25 protein-coding genes and 2 pseudogenes are annotated in these 22,476 nt (G+C 34.6%); 15 read left to right on the top strand and 12 right to left on the bottom strand.

The features are described 5' to 3' along the window. The first annotated feature begins 1 nt into the window (after position 1). The 6 genes from B5P40_RS08510 to dnaB all read left to right on the top strand — a co-directional run bounded on the left by B5P40_RS08510 (position 2) and on the right by dnaB (position 7,460). A complete protein-coding gene (locus tag B5P40_RS08510; RefSeq protein WP_113709128.1) occupies positions 2–1,198 on the top strand; it encodes an AAA family ATPase in 1,197 nt (398 codons plus the stop codon). Between the two features lie 38 nt (positions 1,199–1,236). Beyond that, positions 1,237–2,706 (top strand): HsdR family type I site-specific deoxyribonuclease, encoded by a 1,470-nt coding sequence (locus B5P40_RS33355; protein WP_258402127.1) that lies wholly within the window; start codon positions 1,237–1,239, stop codon positions 2,704–2,706. Next, positions 2,678–4,336: a type I restriction endonuclease subunit R, EcoR124 family gene (locus B5P40_RS33350; RefSeq protein ID WP_258402126.1), complete on the top strand. Its 1,659-nt coding sequence runs from the start codon at positions 2,678–2,680 to the stop codon at positions 4,334–4,336. The genes B5P40_RS33355 and B5P40_RS33350 overlap by 29 nt, the downstream gene beginning before the upstream one ends. A gap of 466 nt (positions 4,337–4,802) precedes the next feature. Beyond that, on the top strand, positions 4,803–5,165 hold the full coding sequence (locus B5P40_RS08495) for a nucleoside triphosphate pyrophosphohydrolase (RefSeq protein ID WP_113709126.1): 363 nt from the start codon (positions 4,803–4,805) through the stop codon (positions 5,163–5,165). Between the two features lie 148 nt (positions 5,166–5,313). After that, complete coding sequence (locus B5P40_RS08485) at positions 5,314–6,174, top strand: DnaD domain-containing protein (RefSeq protein ID WP_113709125.1); 861 nt, start codon at positions 5,314–5,316, stop codon at positions 6,172–6,174. Then, a complete protein-coding gene (dnaB, locus tag B5P40_RS08480; protein WP_113709124.1) occupies positions 6,171–7,460 on the top strand; it encodes a replicative DNA helicase in 1,290 nt (429 codons plus the stop codon). The genes B5P40_RS08485 and dnaB overlap by 4 nt, the downstream gene beginning before the upstream one ends. Before the next feature lie 227 nt (positions 7,461–7,687). Here the strand turns inward: dnaB and B5P40_RS08475 are convergent, their stop codons facing one another. Then, on the bottom strand, positions 7,688–8,473 hold the full coding sequence (locus tag B5P40_RS08475) for a TrmB family transcriptional regulator (RefSeq protein WP_002166243.1): 786 nt from the start codon (positions 8,471–8,473) through the stop codon (positions 7,688–7,690). 110 nt (positions 8,474–8,583) lie between these two features. Here B5P40_RS08475 and B5P40_RS08470 point away from each other — a divergent pair, with 110 nt between their 5' ends. Next, positions 8,584–9,351 carry a TSUP family transporter gene (locus tag B5P40_RS08470; RefSeq protein WP_002030085.1) on the top strand — a complete coding sequence of 256 codons (768 nt, stop codon included), beginning with the start codon at positions 8,584–8,586 and terminating at the stop codon, positions 9,349–9,351. A 223-nt stretch (positions 9,352–9,574) separates the two neighbouring features. Here the strand turns inward: B5P40_RS08470 and B5P40_RS08465 are convergent. After that, positions 9,575–9,775: pseudogene (locus tag B5P40_RS08465) on the bottom strand (EamA family transporter); the annotation flags it as partial. A 310-nt stretch (positions 9,776–10,085) separates the two neighbouring features. Next, the gene (locus tag B5P40_RS08460) at positions 10,086–10,661 is read right to left on the bottom strand and encodes a TetR/AcrR family transcriptional regulator (RefSeq protein WP_113709123.1); all 576 of its coding nucleotides are present in this window, start codon (positions 10,659–10,661) and stop codon (positions 10,086–10,088) included. 142 nt (positions 10,662–10,803) lie between these two features. On the opposite strand from B5P40_RS08460, the gene B5P40_RS08455 reads away from it, so the two are divergent. After that, positions 10,804–12,279: an MDR family MFS transporter gene (locus B5P40_RS08455; RefSeq protein WP_113709122.1), complete on the top strand. Its 1,476-nt coding sequence runs from the start codon at positions 10,804–10,806 to the stop codon at positions 12,277–12,279. Positions 12,280–12,321: 42 nt separating this feature from the next. On the opposite strand, the gene B5P40_RS08450 is transcribed toward B5P40_RS08455, so the two are convergent. The 4 genes from B5P40_RS08450 to B5P40_RS08435 form a co-directional block, all read right to left on the bottom strand. Next, positions 12,322–12,849, bottom strand: a complete 528-nt coding sequence (locus tag B5P40_RS08450; protein ID WP_033730902.1) for a permease — start codon at positions 12,847–12,849, stop codon at positions 12,322–12,324. After that, the gene (locus tag B5P40_RS08445; protein WP_113709121.1) at positions 12,846–13,328 is read right to left on the bottom strand and encodes a hypothetical protein; all 483 of its coding nucleotides are present in this window, start codon (positions 13,326–13,328) and stop codon (positions 12,846–12,848) included. The genes B5P40_RS08450 and B5P40_RS08445 overlap by 4 nt, the downstream gene beginning before the upstream one ends. Then, the gene (locus B5P40_RS08440; protein WP_002159060.1) at positions 13,321–13,662 is read right to left on the bottom strand and encodes a PadR family transcriptional regulator; all 342 of its coding nucleotides are present in this window, start codon (positions 13,660–13,662) and stop codon (positions 13,321–13,323) included. Before B5P40_RS08440 ends, B5P40_RS08445 begins: the two co-directional genes overlap by 8 nt. Before the next feature lie 289 nt (positions 13,663–13,951). Next, entirely contained in the window at positions 13,952–14,077 is a 126-nt protein-coding gene (locus B5P40_RS08435) for a YjcZ family sporulation protein (RefSeq protein WP_000540377.1), read from the bottom strand. Between the two features lie 200 nt (positions 14,078–14,277). Here B5P40_RS08435 and B5P40_RS08430 point away from each other — a divergent pair, with 200 nt between their 5' ends. Beyond that, positions 14,278–14,514 (top strand): hypothetical protein, encoded by a 237-nt coding sequence (locus B5P40_RS08430; protein ID WP_002140614.1) that lies wholly within the window; start codon positions 14,278–14,280, stop codon positions 14,512–14,514. A 127-nt stretch (positions 14,515–14,641) separates the two neighbouring features. On the opposite strand, the gene B5P40_RS08425 is transcribed toward B5P40_RS08430, so the two are convergent. The 4 genes from B5P40_RS08425 to B5P40_RS08410 all read right to left on the bottom strand — a co-directional run bounded on the left by B5P40_RS08425 (position 14,642) and on the right by B5P40_RS08410 (position 18,281). Next, the gene (locus B5P40_RS08425; protein ID WP_113709120.1) at positions 14,642–15,190 is read right to left on the bottom strand and encodes a DUF4352 domain-containing protein; all 549 of its coding nucleotides are present in this window, start codon (positions 15,188–15,190) and stop codon (positions 14,642–14,644) included. 554 nt (positions 15,191–15,744) lie between these two features. Then, positions 15,745–15,846, bottom strand: coding sequence for a YjcZ family sporulation protein (locus tag B5P40_RS08420; protein WP_000505688.1), 102 nt, complete (start codon positions 15,844–15,846; stop codon positions 15,745–15,747). Between the two features lie 661 nt (positions 15,847–16,507). Beyond that, on the bottom strand, positions 16,508–17,683 hold the full coding sequence (locus B5P40_RS08415; protein ID WP_002125689.1) for an MFS transporter: 1,176 nt from the start codon (positions 17,681–17,683) through the stop codon (positions 16,508–16,510). A gap of 286 nt (positions 17,684–17,969) precedes the next feature. After that, positions 17,970–18,281 carry an ArsR/SmtB family transcription factor gene (locus B5P40_RS08410; RefSeq protein ID WP_002140623.1) on the bottom strand — a complete coding sequence of 104 codons (312 nt, stop codon included), beginning with the start codon at positions 18,279–18,281 and terminating at the stop codon, positions 17,970–17,972. Between the two features lie 77 nt (positions 18,282–18,358). On the opposite strand from B5P40_RS08410, the pseudogene B5P40_RS08405 reads away from it, so the two are divergent. The 6 genes and pseudogenes from B5P40_RS08405 to B5P40_RS08380 all read left to right on the top strand — a co-directional run. Further along, positions 18,359–18,517, top strand: a pseudogene (locus B5P40_RS08405) (family 1 glycosylhydrolase); the annotation flags it as partial. Positions 18,518–18,681: 164 nt separating this feature from the next. Beyond that, positions 18,682–19,140, top strand: coding sequence for a MarR family winged helix-turn-helix transcriptional regulator (locus tag B5P40_RS08400; RefSeq protein WP_002140634.1), 459 nt, complete (start codon positions 18,682–18,684; stop codon positions 19,138–19,140). Continuing rightward, entirely contained in the window at positions 19,133–19,717 is a 585-nt protein-coding gene (gene pssA, locus B5P40_RS08395; RefSeq protein WP_002140635.1) for a CDP-diacylglycerol--serine O-phosphatidyltransferase, read from the top strand. Before B5P40_RS08400 ends, pssA begins: the two co-directional genes overlap by 8 nt. 22 nt (positions 19,718–19,739) lie before the next feature. Further along, positions 19,740–20,111 (top strand): ATP synthase subunit I, encoded by a 372-nt coding sequence (locus tag B5P40_RS08390; RefSeq protein ID WP_033708849.1) that lies wholly within the window; start codon positions 19,740–19,742, stop codon positions 20,109–20,111. Positions 20,112–20,560: 449 nt separating this feature from the next. Next, a complete protein-coding gene (locus tag B5P40_RS08385) occupies positions 20,561–21,178 on the top strand; it encodes a VanZ family protein (RefSeq protein ID WP_113709119.1) in 618 nt (205 codons plus the stop codon). Between the two features lie 137 nt (positions 21,179–21,315). Further along, a complete protein-coding gene (locus tag B5P40_RS08380; RefSeq protein ID WP_113709118.1) occupies positions 21,316–21,951 on the top strand; it encodes a hypothetical protein in 636 nt (211 codons plus the stop codon). 328 nt (positions 21,952–22,279) lie between these two features. Here B5P40_RS08380 and B5P40_RS08370 read toward each other — a convergent pair whose 3' ends face one another. Then, complete coding sequence (locus B5P40_RS08370) at positions 22,280–22,387, bottom strand: YjcZ family sporulation protein (RefSeq protein ID WP_000505673.1); 108 nt, start codon at positions 22,385–22,387, stop codon at positions 22,280–22,282. Between the last annotated feature and the right edge of the window lie 89 nt (positions 22,388–22,476).

Here is a 22,476-nt window from a genome sequence, read left to right as displayed (position 1 = left end):
TATGGGTGTTTCATTAACTGATATTGCACAAACGTTGAAAGATGCCAAACATAAAACTAAAGCTAAAGATGCGAGAGAGTCTGATGTAACAGTTCAGTTGATTTATGCTTTTAATGGAACTGGTAAAACTAGGCTTTCCCGGGAATTCAAATCGTTAATGCCACCGAAATCAGATGAGGATACGGAGTTAGAAGTATCGGGAGTTGTTGGTAGAAAATACCTTTATTATAATGCTTTTACGGAAGATTTATTTTATTGGGATAATGACTTAGAAAATGATGTTGAACCAAAACTTAAAATCCATCCTAATTCTTTTACAAAATGGATTTTTGAAGAGCAGGGACAAGACGGAAATATTATTTCTAATTTTCAACGTTATACCGATAAAAAATTGACACCGCATTTTAATGCAGAATATTTTATTAAAAATAAAGATGGGAGAAATATAACAGTAGAAGCTTTTACAGAAATAACCTTTTCATATGAGCGTGGAAATGATGAACGTTCCAATAACATTAAAATTTCAAAAGGAGAAGAAAGTAACTTTGTATGGTCTGTATTTTATTCTCTACTTGAACAAGTTATTGATGTCTTAAATGTAGCTGAACCAAGTGAGAGAGAAACAGACCAATTTGACCAGCTGGAATATGTATTTATAGATGACCCTGTAAGTACATTAGATGATAACCACTTGATTGAGTTAGCAGTAAATTTAGCACAATTAATAAAATCCAGTGAATCAAAGCTTAAATTTATCATAACCACTCATAATCCTTTATTTTATAATGTGTTGCATAATGAGTTTAAGAAGGGTACATTTAAAAAATATTTTTTCAAAAAAAACGAAGATGAAGAATATGAATTAATTTCCCAAAGTAATGATTCTCCTTTTTCCTATCATCTTTTCTTAAAAACTGAAATTGAAAAAGCCATTGAAACAGGTCAGTTAAAAAAGTATCATTTTAATTTTTTAAGAAACATTTTGGAGAGAACATCCACCTTTTTAGGTTATGACAACTGGGGAGAACTTCTACCTAAAGATACAAATGGGAATATTAATCCTTACGAGACAAGAATTATAAATATATCAAGTCATTCAAAACATTCAGGAGATGAGACGGTTGAATTGACAGACGATGATAAACGTATATTAGGTTATTTAATGAGTAAAATTAATGAAATGTATCGGTTTAAATAAGCTGAAAGAAATGAAATTTTATATAGGGGGGAAAATTAATGAGCGATTTCAAACCCATCACGGAATCAAACAACTTTATAATTTTGGATAAATATTCCAATATAGACCAACAAGGATCTGGCTATCAAACAGAAGCCGATTTAGAACGAGAACTCATCCAAGATTTAGTAAATCAAGGTTATGAACATCTACCAAGTTTAACCACTCCTAAAAAAATGCTTGCTAATGTCCGAGTGCAACTGCAAAACCTTAATAATGTACAATTTTCAGAAGCTGAATGGATTAGATTTTGTGAGCAGTTTTTAGATAAAGCCAGTGATAACCACATTGATAAAACCCGTAGAATTCATAACGATTATATTTATGACTTTGTTTTTGATGATGGGCATATTCAAAACATTTACCTAGTAGACAAAAAGAATATTGCTAACAATAAAGTGCAGGTAATTTCCCAATTTGAACAAAAAGGAACGCAAACCAATAGATATGATGTTACCATTTTAGTCAATGGCTTACCTTTAGTACAAGTAGAGCTTAAAAAGCGTGGAATTGCTATTCGTGAAGCCTTTAATCAGGTTCATCGATATAGTAAAGAGAGCTTTAATTCAGAAAACTCTCTGTTTAAATATTTACAGATTTTTGTGATTTCTAATGGGACAGATAGCCGTTATTTTGCTAATACGACTAAACGTGATAAAAACAGTTTTGATTTTACTATGAATTGGGCAAAATCGGATAATACCCTGATAAAAGATCTAAAAGATTTCACGGCTACATTTTTTCAGAAAAATACTTTATTGAATGTACTACTGAAATACTCCGTTTTTGATGTGGGCGATAACCTGCTGATTATGCGTCCTTATCAAATTGCTGCCACGGAAAGGGTTTTATGGAAAATTAAAAGTTCATACCTAGCCAAAAATTGGAGAACTACTGAAAGTGGTGGATATATTTGGCATACAACGGGTTCGGGGAAAACGCTCACGAGTTTTAAAGCAGCTCGTTTAGCTACTGAACTGGATTTTATAGATAAAGTATTTTTTGTTGTAGATAGGAAAGACCTAGATTTTCAGACGATGAAAGAGTATCAGCGTTTTTCCCCTGATAGTGTTAATGGTTCAGAAAGTACCGCAGGATTAAAGCGTAACATTGAAAAAGATGATAATAAAATTATTGTGACGACGATTCAAAAACTCAATAACTTAATTAAAAGCGAAACAGAGTTACCTATATATAATAAGCAAGTGGTATTTATTTTTGATGAAGCCCACCGTTCACAATTTGGTGAAGCTCAAAAGAATATCAATAAAAAGTTTAAGAAGTTCTATCAATTTGGATTTACAGGTACGCCTATTTTCCAAGAAAATGCGTTAGGTTCTGAAACGACTGCTTCTGTCTTTGGTCGAGAGTTACACTCTTATGTAATTACGGATGCCATTAGAGATGAAAAAGTTTTAAAGTTCAAAGTAGATTATAACGATGTACGTCCCAAGTTTCAAAACGATTGAAAAAGAACAGGACGAGAAAAAGCTATCGGCAGCAGAAAATAAAGAAGCATTACTACATCCTGAACGGATTAAAGAAATATCTCAATATATTCTGAATAATTTTAGAATAAAAACCCACCGGTTAAATGCGAATGGAAAAGGATTTAATGCCATGTTTGCTGTGAGTAGTGTTGACGCAGCCAAACTCTACTATGAATCATTAAATAACTTACAACAGGGAAGCAGTAAACCCCTTAAGATTGCGACAATCTTCTCCTTTGCTGCTAATGAAGAGCAAACTGCTATAGGTGAAATTCTTGATGAAACTTTTGAACCTTCAGCAATGGATAGTAGTGCAAAAGAGTTTTTAAGTTTAGCCATTAAAGACTATAATGACATGTTTAAAACCAATTATGGCGTAGAAAGTAAGGAATTTCAAAATTATTATCGTGACCTTGCTAAACGAGTAAAAGACAAAGAGATTGATTTGTTGATTGTTGTAGGAATGTTTTTAACTGGTTTTGATGCACCTACATTAAATACTTTATTTGTTGATAAAAATCTTAGGTATCATGGTTTAATGCAAGCTTTTTCGAGAACAAATCGTATTTATGATTCCACCAAAACCTTTGGAAATATTGTTACTTTTAGAGATTTAGAACAAGCAACCATAGACGCCATTACTCTTTTTGGAGATAAAAACACTAAAAATGTGGTGCTGGAGAAAAGCTACAAGGAGTATATGGAAGGATTCACTGATGTGGCAACTGGTGAAGCCCGTCGTGGATACGTAGATGTAGTAAAAGAATTAAAGGAACGTTTTCCTAATGTTGATGATATTGTTACTGAAAAGGAAAAAAAAGAGTTTGCGAAACTCTTTGGTGAATATTTGCGTATTGAAAATATCTTGCAGAACTATGATGAATTTTCAGGTTTAAAAGCTTTGCAAGCAATAGATATTACTGATCCTAAAGCTTTAGAAGATTTTAAATCTACTCACTATGTTACTGATGAAGATATTGCTGTTATGCAAGAGATTCAGGTGTTAGAAGAAAGAGCTATTCAAGATTATCGTTCTTCATATAATGATATTCGTGATTGGCTCCGCAGTGAAAGAAATGGAAAAGAAAAGGAAAATGTTTCTATTGATTGGGATGATGTTGTCTTTGAAGTAGATCTTTTAAAATCCCAAGAGATTAATTTAGATTACATTCTTGAACTTATTTTTGAACAAAACAAGAAAGTAAAAGATAAAGCAACATTGGTTGAAGAGGTTCGTCGTTTAATTCGATCTAGCGTAGGAAACCGTGCAAAAGAAAGCTTAGTAGTTGATTTTATCAACCAAGCTGATTTAGACAATATTCAAGATAAAGCAAGTATTATTGATGCCTTCTTCTCATTTGCTCAAACTGAGCAAAAACGCGAAGCAGAAGAGTTGATTAATACTGAAAAACTTAATGAAGAGGCTGCAAAAAGATATATTTTTAATTCATTAAAAAGAGAATACGCTAGTGAAAACGGAACGGAACTTAATGAAATTCTTCCTAAAATGAGTCCTCTTAATCCTCAATATTTAACAAAAAAGCAGGGCGTTTTTCAGAAAATTTCTGCCTTCGTAGAGAAGTTTAAGGGAGTAGGTGGAAAAATTTAATAACTTTAAAATAGAAAGGGTAGGGTGGAAATAAATCGAACTACTTTTGAAATACATTTTTATAAAATGTAGTCAAAAATATAATCAATTGTCCCCGCAAACTTTGATTTAACAGTATTCTGAGACGGTAGGTTCGACTCCCACCGTTTCGCATCTACACATAACAAATCAATGTGGGGTTGTTTGGATTATCCTACTCCAATATAAAAAGTGGACTTAGGAAATTAGCGGAAACAAAAGTTATAAATTAGATAATAAATACTTATTTTCTTTATGATTTTACAATATCTTTATACTATTATTTCCATCTTGATAATGTATTATTGCATTTATCCTGTTTGCTGAAGTAAATTTATTTATAAAAAACCACACCTCCAATTGTTGAATACAGTCTAACAATTGGAGGTGTAGTTCACTAACTGCTTTTCCATTATAATAGAAAAAAAACAAACGGAGGAAAACCCACATGCCAACCTATAACAAACTAATCCGAAACAAAATCCCACAAATAATAAAAAACAACGGAAAAACACCCACAACAAGAATTCTATCCGAAGACGAATACATAAAAGAAATCTGCAAGAAAACACAAGAAGAACTAACGGAATACATCGAAGCAAAAACAAAACCCAATAAACTCGAAGAACTATCCGACCTACTAGAACTAATAAACGCTCTAGCCGAACACGAAGGCACAACATTAGAAGAAATCAATAACATCCGTAAAAAGAAAGCAGAAGAACGAGGCGGCTTTTCAAATCGAGTCTTCCTAATCAAAGTAACCGACACCAAGCCCCTCCCAAGCCCCTCCCAAGTAAAAAATCACTAAGAAAAAACACAACAAAACAAAAACAACAACAAACACCGTAGTAGTAGTCAAAAAAAATTTGAAATAACACGCCAAAAACCCGCTCCTCCTTCCTATATATAGTACAAAGAGAAATTTTTATTTTTGAATGAGGACGGGAGGAATTGGGATGGCGGTGTATCGTAATGTGCAGGTGAATTTTTGGCAGGATGATTTTGTTTTGGATTTGACGCCGGAGGAGCGGTATTTTTATGTGTATTTGTTAACTTGTTCGAAGACGACGCAGTGCGGGATTTTTCCGTTTCCAAAGCGGTTAGCTGAGATGGAGACTGGTTATAATCGGGAGACTGTTGATAAGTTGGTGCAGCGCTTTATTGATTATGGAAAGATTCTGTATGATGCGGAGACGAGGGAGTTATTTATTTTAAATTGGCTTCGTTATAATCCTGTGACGAATACGAATGTGGAGAAGTGTGTGCTTCGTGAGCTGAAGGGTGTGAAGAATAAGGAGTTTGTACATATGTTTCTTCAGAAGTGCGTAGAGGAGGAGCTGAATGTTCCGATGCTTTTAGCACATTTCGGTATGCCGAGTGATTTGGCTGTTGATGATGTAGAGCCAGTTTGCGAGGAGACAGAGGAAGAAGAGGTTGCACGGGAAGAAACGGGAAGCCGTGTGTTTTCTTTTTACGAGCAACATTTCGGTAGTTTGTCTCCGTTTGCGGTAGAGGAATTGAGTGCGTGGATGGTTGATTTGTCAGAGGAGCTCGTGCTGAAGGCTCTTCAAATTGCGTTTGAGAATAATAAGCGAACGGTTGCTTATGTGAAGGGGATTTTGAGGGGGTGGCACGGGAAAGGATTTACGAAAGTGTCTGAGGTTGAGGCGGATACGGCTCAGTTTAGGAAGAAGGAGTCGTCTGTTAGTACTGCGGAGACGGAGAATTTTTTAGCGAAGTGTGAGGAGTGGGAGAAGAATGTGCCATCTGAGGAAGAGTTGCAGCGCTTTTTAGCTGAGCGCGGGTGGCGTCCATGAGTATTCAAAATGTGGAGGCGGAAAAGACGGTGTTAGGTTCTCTTTTAATTGATGGAGAGCTTATTAAGGAGTGCCGTTTGACGGAGCATTATTTTTCTATGCCAGTGCATAAGTCTATATTTCGGTTAATGCGAAAAATTGAAGATGAAGGGCAACCCATTGATCTTGTGACGCTCGTTTCTCGGATGAATCCTAATTTTTTGGAGAATATCGGGGGAATGGAGTATTTTATAGCATTAATAGAGGGTGTGCCTACGACTAGCAACTTTTCTTATTATGAGGGGCTTGTTCGAGGTGCATGGAAAATGTATCAGGCTGGCGTTCTCGGGCACAAGATGGGAGAGCGTCTTATTGCGGAGAAGAATGAGAAAATTATTGGTGAGACGATTACGGAACTTTGTGAGTTAGAGGAAAAGGACCATGTATGTGAGTTTGATTTGAAGGATGCTTTAGTTGGGCTATATGAGGAGCTTCATCAAGATACGAAAGAGAATACTGGTATTGAGACTGGTTATACATCGCTAAATAAGATGACGTGCGGATTGCAGGAAGGTGATTTTGTCGTTCTTGGAGCGCGTCCTTCTATGGGAAAAACGGCATTTTCGTTAAATATCGCACTGCATGCGGCGAAGTCTGGAGCGGCGGTTGGGTTGTTTTCATTAGAGATGAGTAGTAAGCAATTGCTAAAAAGGCTGGCGTCTTGCGCGGGCGAAGTGTCAGGAGGTAGGCTGAAAAATCCGAAGCATCGTTTTACGATAGAAGACTGGGAAAAGGTGAGTAAGGCGTTTGCGGAGATTGGTGAGTTACCGCTTGAGATTTATGATAAGGCCGGTGTTACAATGCAAGATATTTGGATGCAGACTCGTAAGTTAAAGAGGAAGCACGGTGATAAAAAGCTGTTAGTTATTGTAGATTATTTGCAGCTTATTACGGGCGATCCGAAGCATAAGGGCAATCGATTTCAAGAGATAAGTGAAATTTCACGTAAGCTTAAGTTGTTAGCGCGTGATTTAAATGTTTGTATAGTAGCATTATCGCAATTGTCTCGTTCTGTAGAGTCACGTCAAGATAAGCGTCCGCTTTTATCTGATTTAAGAGAGACGGGGCAAATTGAGCAAGATGCGGATGTCATTATGCTTATGTATCGTGAGGATTATTACGATAAGGAAACGATACAGAAAGAGATGACGGAGATCCATGTGGCGAAGCATCGGAATGGGCCTGTGGGTAGTTTTAAGCTGAGATTTTTGAAGGAGTTTGGGCGGTTTGTGGAGATGGTAAATTAGTAGGAGGAAAAAGGTGTGATTAAAAGAGATACTATAATTTTTTTTACAAAGATTAGTATAAAGAAAGACGTAAATAATGTTGAGAGATAATCAAAAAGTTCTTAAATATATAAATTTATTAAAGGAGTATCCCTAGCTTTATGCTTTATTTGGATAGAGGTAAATAAAGCATAAGTTTTCTATTTAATTAACTTATGCTTTATTTTTTGATTCTTTGAATATGCTTCTTATTTTTCCATAAAGAAGGATTTTCTCTCTGTAGTAATCCATTGCTCCAAATCATCTTGGCTACGTTGTACAAGTCGATTCACTAAAACATCATGCCATACATAATCCTCTAATAGGTATATATGAACGGGATCATCTGTATAAAAAGCAATATTACGCTCCTCAAGTGATGGTCCATAAATCATCTCTTTAGAATCTATAGATAAAATAAACCAATGTTCTGTAGACAGAGTTTCTGTATAAGGTGTTATACGATGGGCTTCTAGATTTTTAATGGGATTTTCAACATGCAGGGTAATACCTTGTACTGTAACTTTATCAGCTACCTCAGATAGTTCCTCTTTTAACGCTTCATACATCTCATCCCACATTGAAATGACAATACGTTTTTGGGCTTTTTTTATTAATGCCTGACAGTAGCTAATTATTGTTTTATTGTCTTTTAAAGTAATCACTCGATTATCTGTTTTTTCCTCGAAAGTTTCTAGTTTTTTTAATGAATCACTGATTCCTTCATAAGTAGACTGCCATTCTGATTGTGCCTTTTGTAAAAAGATTTCAACGGGTAGAGGTGAATAGCGAGTGGTGTCATTTATTTCTTCTTTCATGACAATTCCTTTTTCTACAAGGTTACCCAAAATCTCATAAATTCGCGCTCTTGGGATACCCGAATCCTTACTCACTTGGTAGGCTGTGACAGGCCCCTGTTTAACAAGAGATACATAAGATTTAGCTTCATATTCATTAAAACCAATTTTTTTAAGCTGTTGCACTATGTAGTCCACTTTTTTCGTCCTCCGATGTTTGCTTTTATATTTTAACGTTACAATAACTGTTTACATTTAGCAAATTATTAGTTACTATTCGAATAGTGACTAAAGGGGAGGTTAATAATATGGATTTTTATTTAGACCCATCCGTATTAATTATTTTGATTGCTTTTGGATTTTTAGCTGCATTTATTGATTCAGTTGTAGGTGGTGGAGGACTCATTGCTTTACCAGCTTTATTATTTACAGGACTGAACCCAGCAAGTGCAGTAGCTACGAATAAACTAGCGTCGACAATGGGGTGTGCAACTAGTAATATTGTGTTTTATCGTTCTGGTAATCTTGATTTGAAATCGGCGTTTAAATTATTTCCGCTCACTTTCATAGGTTCCATAATAGGGGCATGGACCGTTCATTTAATGAACCCAGAAGTACTGAAGCCATTGATGCTGATCATGCTTGGTGCGGTTGCTATTTATACGATTTTCAAAAAGGATTGGGGTAGTGTTTCCACTCATAAGAAATTGTCCAGTCAACACTTCATTATTTTTACTTTTTTTATTTTTATTATTGGTTTTTATGATGGGTTTCTAGGCCCTGGTACAGGTTCGTTTTTAATGTTTTCTCTTTTATTTATTGGGTATGATTTTTTAAAAGCAGCAGGTAATGCGAAGCTTCTTAATTTAGGAAGTAATGTTGGTGCATTGTTGATGTTTATGTATGTAGGGCAAGTAAACTATGTGTATGGTTTTATAATGGGGATTGCTCAAATTGCTGGAGGGATTGTTGGATCCAAATTTGCTATAAAAAAAGGAAGTGGGTATGTTCGTGCTCTTTTCATTACAGTAACTTGTTTATTGTTAGCGAAAAATCTGTATGACTATATTCAGTAAGTGATTTTGAACATCTTTTCTTCAAAGAACGTAGAAAAGGTCAAATATGAAGACTACATAAAGTATAAGAAGATACCAGGGGGGAATTCTTTTTAACAATTTTAGATGCTACCTTATTCGAAGATAGCATCTAAAAAAGTCTCATTTAAAAGAAAATCTAAGTGAAGAGAATGATATAAACTCATATTTTTCTGGGGTATGTTTATTGATCATAGTAAAATGTTTACTCTATATTCTTCTTATAATTAGGCCGCAACAACCCCTTAAAATCCACCTCAGCAATCAACACACTTACTAAGATAAGCGTCGCGCCTAAGTATCCTTTTCCCGTGAGTGTTTCACCTGTGAAAACGAAAGCGAAGCCTGCGGAAAAGACAGGTTCTAATGAAAAAACAAGGCCTGTAGGTGTAGTGTATTGCTGTGCAAAATATGCTTGGCCATGAGTCCGTAGTGCTAGAAATTTTCAGCGTATTTTTTGCGGAAGCAACTTCTGGATAAGGACAACAAAAAAAACACTCTGCGCCGTAGGAAGCAAAAGGGTGGGTTTCGTAAAAAATCATAACGTATAATAACCACCACCCTATACGGTAGCAGTTAAGGAAGAGATGTTAGCGCATCTCTTCTTTTTATTATATGCCATTTCATTCGATGTCACACTTATATAGTATTCTACCGAAAATATATCATATTCCTATTTTGTGGTCAATTTGATTACATGAGCGAAAATTGTAATACTATTCCTTTTCAAACTGAAAAATATCCCGATTAATAAGTTGGTGGAAATACCTATCCATTTCAGCTGCAGAAACTGTTCTTCCGTTTTGAAACCACCACGCGCTTAATGATGTGATTACTCCTGAATAAAATTCAATGATTAAATCATTTGGCATCGTATGATTTTTGCACAGCTGATTTAACGCTTCTGTTTCTTGTTTTCTTGTTTCGTGACTTAAATAATGTATACGGCTAATAAATTGCTCATCAGACATTTGTGCCTCTAATATTTTACCGATTTCTTCATGATGTAGGAATTGTTCCATCACTTGAAATGGCTTACTTAATCGATCTGAAATCGGTATTTCAGTAATCATCTCGCCATATCGTTTAAACCCAAATGCTAATAAAGCATCTTTATCTTCAAAATGTTTATAAAAGGTTGTTCGGTGTACCATCGCGCGATCGCATATTTGGTTAATCGTGATGGAACTATATTTTTGTTTTGATTGCGTCATTAATTCAAATAAGGAATCCCAAAGTAATTTATGTGTACGTCTAATACGTAAATCAAGCTGTTTTTCATTATCGTTCATCTACAATTCTCCTTTTTTGTAGATTAAATATACAATGGCTGAAAATTGATTCTCCCTTTTTAATCTACATATGTATATTATATTACATGTGTTCCGGTGTATTTAAAGCTTTTCAAGTAAGAAACAGGAGGAGAATTTGCAAATGAATATAACAACTAAGAGCCCTGCAAGTGGCAAAGTTGATACTTCTAATATGAAACATACCCCGATTTTAATTGCATTACTTTTAGGGGCAATGGTTGCATTATTAAACGAAACATTACTTGGTAATGCGTTAACTGTATTAATGAAAGAATTTGACGTAACAGCTTCAACTATTCAATGGCTTTCTACAGCTTACATGTTGGTGGTTGGGGTTTTAGTCCCGATTACAGCGTTACTTCAGCAATGGCTCACAACGAGACAAATGTTTTTGATCGCTATGGTAACGTTTTTAGTCGGTACATTAATTGCGGGATTTGCACCGACATTTTCCGTTTTATTAGTCGGCCGTATCGTCCAAGCAGTAGCGACGGGGTTAATTTCACCGTTATTAATGAATACGATTTTAATTATTTGTCCACCTGAAAAGCGCGGTGCCACGATGGGATTAATCGCACTTGTGATGATGTCAGCTCCAGCAATTGGTCCTACATTATCTGGAGTAATCGTTGATTCATTAAATTGGCGCTGGTTATTCTACATTGTTATTCCTATCGTGATCATTTCAATTGTAATTGGAATGAAATACATTAAAAATGTTACAGCGTTAACAAGACCGAAAGTAGATTATCCATCTATCCTTTTATCGACATTAGGATTTGGCGGGCTTGTGTATAGCTTTAGTGCATCAGGTGATTTAGGGTGGCCCGATCCGAAAGTGTATGGCGCCTTAATTGTTGGGCTTATATCACAATGTATTTTTGTAGTGCGACAATTAAAAATCGAGAATCCAATTTTAGAATTACGTGCATTTAAAGTTCCGATGTTTACAATATCAGTTGGATTAATCGTCATTGTTATGATGTCGTTATTTTCAACGATGACTTTATTACCGATGTTCCTGCAAACAGTGTTACTCGTTACAGCCTTTAAATCAGGAATAATAATGCTTCCGGGAAGTATTATTAGCGCCATAATGGGACCAATCGCAGGTAAACTATTTGATAAATTTAGTCCGAAAGTTGTTATTGTTCCCGGCATTGTGTTAGTTGGGATTGCAATGTTCTTATTTAAAGGCATTACTCCTGATACATCAATGGTACAAATTATTGTCATGCATAGCGTATTAATGGTCGGACTCATGTTTGTAATGACAGCACAAACATATGGTTTAAATCAATTAACACCAGATCTATATCCGCACGGAACAGCGCTGTTTAATACGTTACAGCAAGTAGCTGGCGCAATTGGTACGGCTATCTTTATTTCGAAAATGTCTTCAGGAACAACTAAGTATATGGAAAGCTCCGCAAATCCAATGGATCCAGTAGAGAAGTTAAACGGTTTAACATCCGGCTTCCAAGGTGCATTTACACTAGGGTTAATCTTTATCATTATTGCTTTTATCGTATCGTTGTTCTTAAAAGAAGAGAAAAAAGGAGTAGAAGCAGCGGGGGTTTTACAGAACGAAAATTAAGGTTAATATAAAAAAGACATCTTTATGATTAAAGATGTCTTCTTACATTTCTTTCGTAATATCATACTGCAACAACTGCCGTTGATCATAAAACTTCTCAAAAACGATGCCCATTACGTAGAAGAACAACAGACCGAAGCAAATGTGAACGAGCGTAAAGGTAGCTCCGAATGAAGAAAATTCATACACCATAATTGGTAATTTCGCAGTTGTCCAAACACCTAAGAAAAATACGATGTACCTAATGCTGGCGCCTTTTTTTAATAGTAGTGCTGCAATCGGAAAGGCAACATAGAGGGGACCAGCTGCAATTCCGCCTAATAATAGAGAGAATAATATTCCATATATGCCGGACTTTTCTCCCATATATTTCATTAGCGTTTCTTTCTTCACCCACTGATCAAGTAACCCTACAAATATTAGGACAGGGGGGAGTAGAAACAACATATCTAAAATGCTATTCCCTGTTAATTGTAATGCGCTCCATCCTAAAGATTGGTTTATAAAAGTTAGTATGATAAGTCCAATCAGCAAAATGAAAAAGAAGCGATATCTTTTTAGTTCATTCATACCATCACCACCCAAATGATATATGAGAATAGGAGTGACATGAGTAATGCAGATGCATTACGTGCGTAAGCAAAGCTTCGTCCGAATATCTTTTGTTCCATCGGCAAGGTTGTAATTCCTACTGACATTAGTGTAGACATGAGTGCCGCAACTTGAGGAAGACCTGCGCCGTGCTGTACTAACGTATTACCAAGAGGAAACACGACAAAGCTTGGGATAAGTGCCACAGATCCGAGTAGTGCTGAATAAATAATACCTAAAAATCCAGACTGTTCTCCAATGATGGAAGAGATGAAGGACGGCGTTAAGATAGAAAGTGATAGTCCAACGAAAAGCATAATGGAGAGCATGGCAGGGAGGAGGTTTCGAAATATTTTCCATGATTTTAATAGGGAAAATTTCGTTTTATTCCGATCTTTCATAAAAGAAATCCCCGTAAGAATAATGGCCAAAGTGTAAAGGATAGCGCCATTAATCATGATTAGATTCCTTTAAGTCTTTATATTTGTCTAAGAAAAATGATAAGTTTTTCATTTTTTCCTCAATATCCATTTGAAAATCCGCTAATTGTTCTTTTCCGGCTGTAGTAATTTTGTACATCTTTCTCGGCTTATCTGGAACTGATGTACTTACATAAGATTCAATAGCACCTTCATTTTCTAATTTCTTCAGCGTGCGGTAAAGGATGGCACTATCGATTGGATTGACCGGAAGTTCTTCTTCACATTTCTGAAGTAGCTGTCCGCCATAGTTATCACCTTCTGCTAAAAATAACAAAAGAAATGCACCTGTATGTCTTCCTGTATGCTTCATGAATATACCTCCTAGAATGTATACTGTTAATGACAGTATACTGTTGTTAACAGTATATGGTGCATGAAGTGCTATGTCAATTTAAAAATGTTACTGAGGGGAAATGGCAATTCATGTTTTAATCTTGTTAAATAACAAAATAAAAGCCTACTGTTTTCTTGTGACAGTGGCTTTCATAGTTGGTAAACTACTATATTACGCTTAGGGAATCTCGCCTTTTGATAGTAACACATATATGTTAGCCCTATATTGAGAAATAAAAAAAAGACACTCTCAAGAGTGCCTCTTATTAGCAGCCGAATCCGCCGCCCCAACAGCTAGCTCCAACGATGATTAATAAGATAAAGAGCACAACAAGTAAGGCGAATCCACCGCCAAAACCACAGCCTCCACCACAACTACCACCATAGCCCATATTAACTCCTCCTTCCATAAAGTCCATATATTAATGGATTTATATCACTTTATGTTTTTACGGATAAACTTGAGCAGGTCCTTTTGAAAAAATAAAAGTACTCGGTATTTTAAAAGAGTTGACGAACTTATTTTTGTCACGAGTATTCCGCTTATTACATATGGTATTTTATTCTGTGCATTGGGGGAAAGGAGATCGTTATGGCTAATTCTGAGATGATATTACGTTTACTTACGGATTTAAAGATTGAGCAGCAAGCTTTAAAAGAACAGCTGGAGAAAATGCAAACAGCTTTGAGTATTCTTGAAGAAAAACCAACTATTCCTGAAGAGAAATCAACTACTCTTCAAGAGAAACCAGTTGTTACAAAGCAACGTGGACATTCTGGGTTTCCAACATCTTTTCGTGATTGGAGAGCATCTTCTCAAAAGAACTAAGGAATCCTGTTATAGTGAGTTATACAAAATCACAAATGAAAAAGTACAGTCTACTGTAGTTAATACAGAGGCTGTACTTTTTGTTATGTTAGTATAAGTTGTGATAGGCGGTTTGTATTTTCTTTGACTATTCCACCTTTAACTCGATCCCTTCATCCAGCATATCTCCATTAATTTTCAAAGTTAATCCTTGCGTATTTTTCGGTACATCGAATACAATGTTCCCTTCCGAATTTTCATTAGGATTAAGAACACCAAATTTAAATGTAGCAGTATTTGCAGCTTTAAGTACTAATTGAGATTCATTAGAAATGTGATATTCTCTTCCGGTTCCGTCAATTAATTTAAAGTTATTGCTATTTAGTGTAATGGGTTCCTCTTGACGATTATAAACTGCGACGTCTAATACTTTAAATACACCTTGTGCTTTAACTTCTCCATTGCCTATAACATCTAATGAATCGGCAGAGCGTATTGATATGTATACATCAGAAGAATCTCCATGGGTGGGAAGTTCTTTTTGAGGATCCTTGTTGCTAAGTTCATCATTTTTTGTTTCTTTAGAAGTCTCCTGTTCGTTTTTCGTGTTCCTGCTAGATGTATCATGTGAACTGCAAGCTGATAATCCAAACAAGAATGTGCTACATAATAATGTTGTTAATAACTTTTTGTTCATATTGTGTTCCTCCAAAATAAAAGTACTTTCATGGGTGCCATAATGATTTAATAAATCTATATTTTTCTTTATATGTATTAAATGTTACATTTTGTTATATTGGTTTTGGGATAAAAAGGAAACTTGATGCAAATAAACAAGACACTTTGCAGTGTCTTGTTTATTTAAGTTATGCGCATTACTTAATAAGACGTTAGTTTCTCATCCTGAACATGAGTAACTATGTAGGGTGGTTTAATTATAACATTTCAACCAGTAATGGGTCTATATGGAATTTTTAATAGTTGTTTTTAATTATTCAGAATGATACATGTGGTGAAAGGTATATATTATCTATAATAATTGTATATATAACTAGCCTTGTAATGAGTTTCTACTATATTTGAAATTGAAATATAAATGAAAAGAAAAGAAAAGCACAAAGAAGGGGCTGTGGAATATGGGCGCTTGGGGAACTGGATTATTTGTATGTCACACTAAAGACCGAAAGTGATGAAGAGCTTTTTATTACAAAGAAAAGACACCCATATAAGAGTGTCTTTTCCGATAGTTTTTTAGCAGAAGCAAGAAGCTCCAACAATGATCAATAAAATAAACAATACAACTAGTAAAGCAAAGCCGCCGCCACAACTACTACAACTACCACCAAATCCCATAATAGTTCCTCCTTTAATAAGAGGGGAAAACAAGGGGTCACTCATGTATTTTAACGGATTCAATTTACTTTATGTTTTTTACGCAATAATTGAGCAGGTCCTTTTGAAAATAAAGAAAAGACACCCTAAGGTGCCTTTCTCCGACTTGAACCATCTTAATTTTAATAATATTGGACTCCCGTCCAAATATTATTTTACCATGTTAAGTTGTTTTTGGAAATATGCCATATCGATAATTACAATACACGTTTTAGTTTTTAAATTATTTATCTTTCTAAAAGTTGAAATTAATAAGAACCCCATAAATGATAAACCATTCCACTAACAAAAAACACTAATCCTAAAAACAAAACAATTAAAGCAAGTACTCCATTTTGATTATGTTCCATAAAATTAGCTCCTTTTAGATTTATTTTTATCCCGCTATTTGTGGGCAGTAAAACTCCCACCTCAAAATTCAGCTGGAGCAAAGAAGTTAGGTGGGAGCCCTGCTGCCCGTAAACACCCGATTGGTGAAGGCTAATACTCAGTGGGGGGATGAACAAAACCCCCCACTGAGTAAAGTTTCACTTTATATACAAAAAAGCCTTTAGTCGTAATTATGGCTAAAGGCTTTGATCATTATACTTTTTAGTTTATAAAATTTGAAACTGAAAATGTACTAACTTGATAATGAAGCTTGGCTATTAGAATTGAAAAATTTTAGTTTTATTATAATTAACAGAAATGAGAGTAGTGTGAAAATGAATCCGCTCCAAATAAGCTGGTGAATACCTAAGTTTGAAATGAACCAGCCTCCAATAGTTGTTCCTAAAGTAATTCCGAGATTTGAGAATGAAACGAATAGGCTATTACCAAATTCAGGCGCTTCTTTTGCTTCGCTTATTAACCATGTTTGACCAACAATTAATCCACCAGCATGTACGATTCCCCAAATGAATACGATAAAAATCATTGGAACAAGGTAGGAACCTAAATAATAAACCAATATGTAAACAATAGAATATAGGATAGGGAATAATATTACTGTATTTACTATACTTTTTTGCAGGAGACTACCAAATAAATGATTACCTAAAATCATAACTATGCCAAATATGAATAGCATGATACTGATGAGAGATCCATTCATGGAAGTTACTTTTGCAAGGTACTCAGCGAAGTAGCTGTATACGGAAAACATGGCTGCAAAAAGGAATGTGACGGTTAAAATATTTAACCATAATCCTGGTTTGCCGAGTATACGAATTTGTTTGCCGAAAGACATTTTTTCTTTAACAGGCATAGAAGGAAGTAGGATTAGTATTCCAATGAATGCAAGAGTGTTAACAAGCGCTCCGAATAAGAAAGCAATTTCGAGTGAAAATTGGTCTGCAAGGTAAGAGGTTAGTGGTACACCTAAAGCAAAGCCAACAGTAATTCCCATGAAAACTTTTGTAACCGCTTGACCGCTCTTTTCTGGAGGGACAAGTTTAGCAGCTGTTACAAGAGCGATTGAAAAGAAGAGTGGATGAAGTGCTGCTGGTAAAATACGAAAAATAAGCATGATTTCAAATTGTGTTGTATAAGCGTAGATTATATTTGAAATAACAAATATGAAAATTGCTGATAATAAAATTATTTTGCGATTAATACTAGAGACGAGCAGAATTAAAAACGGACCAGAAATAGCAACAACTAGTGCAAATATACTTACTAAAAATCCAGCTTGTGTAGTTGAAATTCCAAATTTTTGAGTGATTTGTGGTAATACGCCGACAATACCCATCTCGGTAGTAATAATTCCGAACACACCTATTGCGAGTGTCAGAATAAGTAAAGGATTTACTTTTTTCATTTATAAAACTCTCCATTCGTATCGGTATTTTGAAAGTAAATTCATTAACAAAGAAGCATTATTACAAGTATGATTGGATGCCAATATTATCAGGACTATGTAATTTTAAACACAATAACAGATATCTAAATAACTAGATATGATATATTAAAAAATTTTCTCCTTTCTATGTTTCTTGCTTTTATAGGTAGTGCAATCTTATAAAAAGTAATTGGATACCCGTAAAAAGCAGAATGTGTGAAAGCTAATAATCAATTAGTATGCAGATTGATTATTAGCTTTCATTTTATAATTCGTTTTGAACGTATTCAGAAAACTCTCGTATTGTTTTTTCATTTCGGCGATAGTATGTCCATTTTCCAATTCGGTCAGAGTCTAGTAATCCTGCCTTTTTCATTGTTAATAAATAACTAGAAATAACCGATTGGGCTAAGCCAGTTTTAAGCTGGATATCTCCTACGCACACTCCAACTTGAAAGTTAAGGTCTTGCTCTAGATAAGGTTTTTCATCGAAATGGTTTTCTGGATTTTTCAACCATGATAAAATTTGACATCTTGTTTCATTTGACAATGCTTTATAAATTAATAAAGGTTCCATAAGGATATTATATCTACTTTTATAGATTTGTAAATGGGTTTTGGTGATTTTAGGAGGAGAAAGTATATGTAGATTCCCTTGTAAGTGCCTCTACTGGAGAAATGAAAAAACGTTACGGATATATATACGTTGATAAAGATAATGAAGGAAAAGGCTCATTAAAAAGATCGAAGAAGAACAGTTTCAATTGGTATAAAGAAGTAATTGAGACGAATGGTGAGAGTTTGAAATCTTAAGTATAAAAAGAAGATATCAATTAAGATGTCTTCTTTTTTTCATTGTGAATAAAGTATGGGGCTATATTTTCCTTTACACGAACATAACGGTATAATATAGTTAAGTTAAGTGAACTTAACTGTTTAACAAAACGAAATAACAGAATAACTGGAGGAAGAATGCTATGACTAGATCATATAAAGAAGTAATTAATGAAATGAACCGAGCCTATAATGAATTCTACATTTTAATATTTCAGGAGTTGAAAGATGAGTACGGTCTTACAGGACAGCAAGAGAGCATGCTATTTCATATTAATTTAAATGAAAATACAACAGCAAATCACATTGCGACTACTTTTAATATATCGAAAAGTGCTGTGAGCCAAGTTTTATCGAAATTGGAAAAACAGAAGATGATTTCGAAACAAGTAAACCCTAATAATAAACGGGAGTATTTCCTTACACTTGGTCCAAACGGTAGTAAGTATATAGAGCGGTTGTCTGAGTTAGATGATGTATTAATTGAGAAATACTTTTCTAAAATCGACATAAATGCTTTAGAGCAAATGACGGATACGTTAACGAAAATAAATAAAGTGATATTGGAAGAAAAACAGAAGGATCTTGATTGTAATGAGTAAGAACCTTGATGAAGCAATTAGTAGAAAGGAGGAGAAGCCTGTTATGAGTTACATACCAAATATGATTACGATAGCAAATTTTGTATGTGGGCTTTTGGCTATTTACGCTGTCCTCGTTCACGATATGTATTTGGGGGCAGTTTTTATTATTACAGGTATGTTATTTGATTTTTTTGATGGCATGGTCGCTCGGAAACTTGATTCTGTTTCGGAAATGGGTGGAGAGCTAGATTCATTTGCGGATTTAGTTACCTTCGGTGTGGCACCTTCTATTCTTGCATATAGTATTGCGTTAAAAGATTTGCAGTCTATCGGGATGATATGTGCACTCGCGTATAGTATTTGCGGAATGCTGCGGCTTGCGAGATTTAACACGCAGCAAAGCAAACTCCCAACATTTATAGGAATGCCTATTCCATTTGCGGCAATGTGTCTCCTCATTTTATGCCTCCTAAATAATCCAGTTTCCGTGGCGTTTGGCACATGCGTACTTGCTTATTTAATGGTGAGCAAAATCAAATTCCCCCATTTTAAAAAAGATATATCGGAAAGCTTGAAGTCCGAAAGATGGGATTAATGAGAAAGGTAAGGAGCATAACATGATTCGTATGGCATTAAGATCATTTAACATACAAATATATTGTTTGCTAGGCGTGATGTTATTAGGATGGTTGCTGACACCTTTTTCAGCCCAGTTTGTAGGGATAAGCATTGGCCTTTTAGTGAGTATGTACTGCGCCTGGATTTTAGGAAGGCGTATTGAAAAGTTCGGAGATAGCATTGTAAAAAAAGAAAAAGCACCGATGCTTGGAATGATGAATCGGTTTGCAGCTGCAATACTCGGCGCGATTATTATGTATGAAATTGAACACCATGAATTCATGTGGACATTTGCAGCTGGAATTATGGGTGGGTATTTCTTGATTATTATTAATTTAGGGTATTACAGTATGAGAGATGGGAAGGAATAAAGTGAAACTTTAATCAGCGCACATCAATCGGTGTTTTTAAAAGCGAAGAACGTAGCTATTTTGATAGTTTTTGTGTTGTATGAAAAAAATTAAGGGATTGCCATATCGCAATCCCTTAATTAATATAATTCATTAATCGTTTCTTTCGTGATTTTATTAGAAGCATCTAATTTCATCAAGTACCTTTTCATTCATGCCTACTGTTTTCCTCTTGTCAGAATAAGTATATCTGATTGAGTCAGACTTTAACTGAACAAACGATACACATGATTATATATACTGTATTGATGAAAATACTACAAGGGTTGCATGTGAAGATTTAAGAAAAATTTAATGTTTACCCCGCTCTTTATTTTAAAAGTTTTTCCTATCCTATAAATGAGTTACATCAAGAAGGATACTAAAAACGATAAAGTCATAGATGAAAATGTAAAGTTAGGGGATTCTACATGCATACAGGAGTTTTGATGGGTTATTTGTATACTTATTTCTTTACTATTATTTTTTGTGTTGTGTTTCAAATTGGATTTTATTTTAAAGCGAAAAGAAATATATCTATTGGGCATTTTCTATGGGTATATGTTTTTCTATTCTACCTTTCGCTAGTATATGGGGTGACGCAGATCGCAACTGTATGGGATATAAGTAGATATGAAACGTGGATTCGTGTAAGTCAAATCAACTGGACTCTATTTGATACTGCAGGTAGTACTGCGTATCTTTTGAACATTTTGCTGTTTATGCCGTTAGGTTTTTTATTACCGGCTATTTGGCCGCATTTTAGAAAAATGAAAAACACCGTATGTGCGGGATTCTTTTTTTCATTGGCAATTGAGTTAAATCAATTACTAAATAATAGAATTACAGATATTGATGATTTATTTACGAATACCCTCGGGGCGATTGTTGGGTATGTATTATATAGAGTTTTATTTAAAATGATATTTAAAAGAGAGGAAAAAAAGCTTGATGCCAACTCTTCTCTAGTCATAAAATACGAAGCTGCTTTTTGTTTAGTGTGTTCATTTGTAGGTGCGATGTTAATTTATTATCCTGGAGACCTGTAATCCTCCAATGAGATACGACCTCGTTTATAAAATGATTCTAGTTCTCCTCGCTTAAACACGGTAAAATGTGAATGATTCATCCCTTTTTCTAACTTAATAGATACAGTTTATGTATTACATGATAGGTAGGTGTAAATGTGTTAAATGTTCAATTATCTCAATACTTACTAAAAGAGTCTCAACCCGCTCTTCATACAGATGGAAAACGAGTGTATATGTTAAATGATGAAGGGTTATCACCTTATCCTATTTATTTAAATCAACCTATTATGATGGGTGTGGGAACGAATTGGAATCAACATAAAGGGTTTGAAGAAATCATTAAAGGGTTTATAGGCTTAATTAACAAATTTCCTATGTATATGATATTTGAAACTTATTTGTGTAGGGACTTTATTGAAAGGTTTTTAGAAGAGAATAAATTCCCGTTTGAGCTGATTTTTACTAATAAGAAAAGGAATACGAACTTTTTTAAAGTGTGCATTACCGATAGTGATGATATAGCTACACTTATGAAGTATTTTTTCCAATCAGCACAAGATTCTCTCTATACGTTATTAAGCTATTCAGCAGACTGTAAGATTATTAGTAATCGTACTGGTGAGATTGAAATAAAAGTGGACAGTTTCTATCCAAGCTTTTCATTTATGTATGATGCGCAAGAATTATTTATTATTGGCGGGGAAGAAAAGTGGTCAGATATCCATTATATAAAAAGATTCTTCCATCTTGAGCAGATTACAGATGAGCTAACTATTGATGTAAGAAAATGAATTTAATGATGATGTGTTAAAGTTTTTACCAAGTAGAGAAGTTGATAAGCTTATATTAATATTTTCTGATTTAAGAATAGGTGTATTAATTGGTGATGAGTGTTTTAATTATATAAGTTTTGGATCTAAGGAATTAAAGTTAGTTGAGCAACTTTGTGTAGGGGAAGGCTTATTTGTATGTCAGACTAAAGGCCGAAAGTGATAAGGTGCTGTATAAATAACTAATTTGGATGACTTGAATGTATAAACTTAAAAATTTTCCTTTATGGAGAGTTTTTTATTACAAAGAAAAGACACCCATATAAGAGTGTCTTTTCCGATAGTTTGTTTAGCAGAAGCAAGAAGCTCCAACTATGATTAATAAAATAAACAATACTACTAATAAAGCAAAGCCGCCAGAAAATCCACAGCCGCCACAACTACCACCAAATCCCATAATAGTTCCTCCTTTAATAAGAGGGGAAAACAAGGGGTCACTCATGTATTTTAACGGATTCAATTTACTTTATGTTTTTTACGCAATAA

The organism is Bacillus sp. SRB_8 (assembly GCF_003264205.1).
GTDB lineage: Bacteria > Bacillota > Bacilli > Bacillales > Bacillaceae_G > Bacillus_A > Bacillus_A mycoides.
The sequence above is the reverse complement of the archived record's forward strand: the minus strand, read 5'-3'. Positions and strand labels throughout refer to the sequence as shown.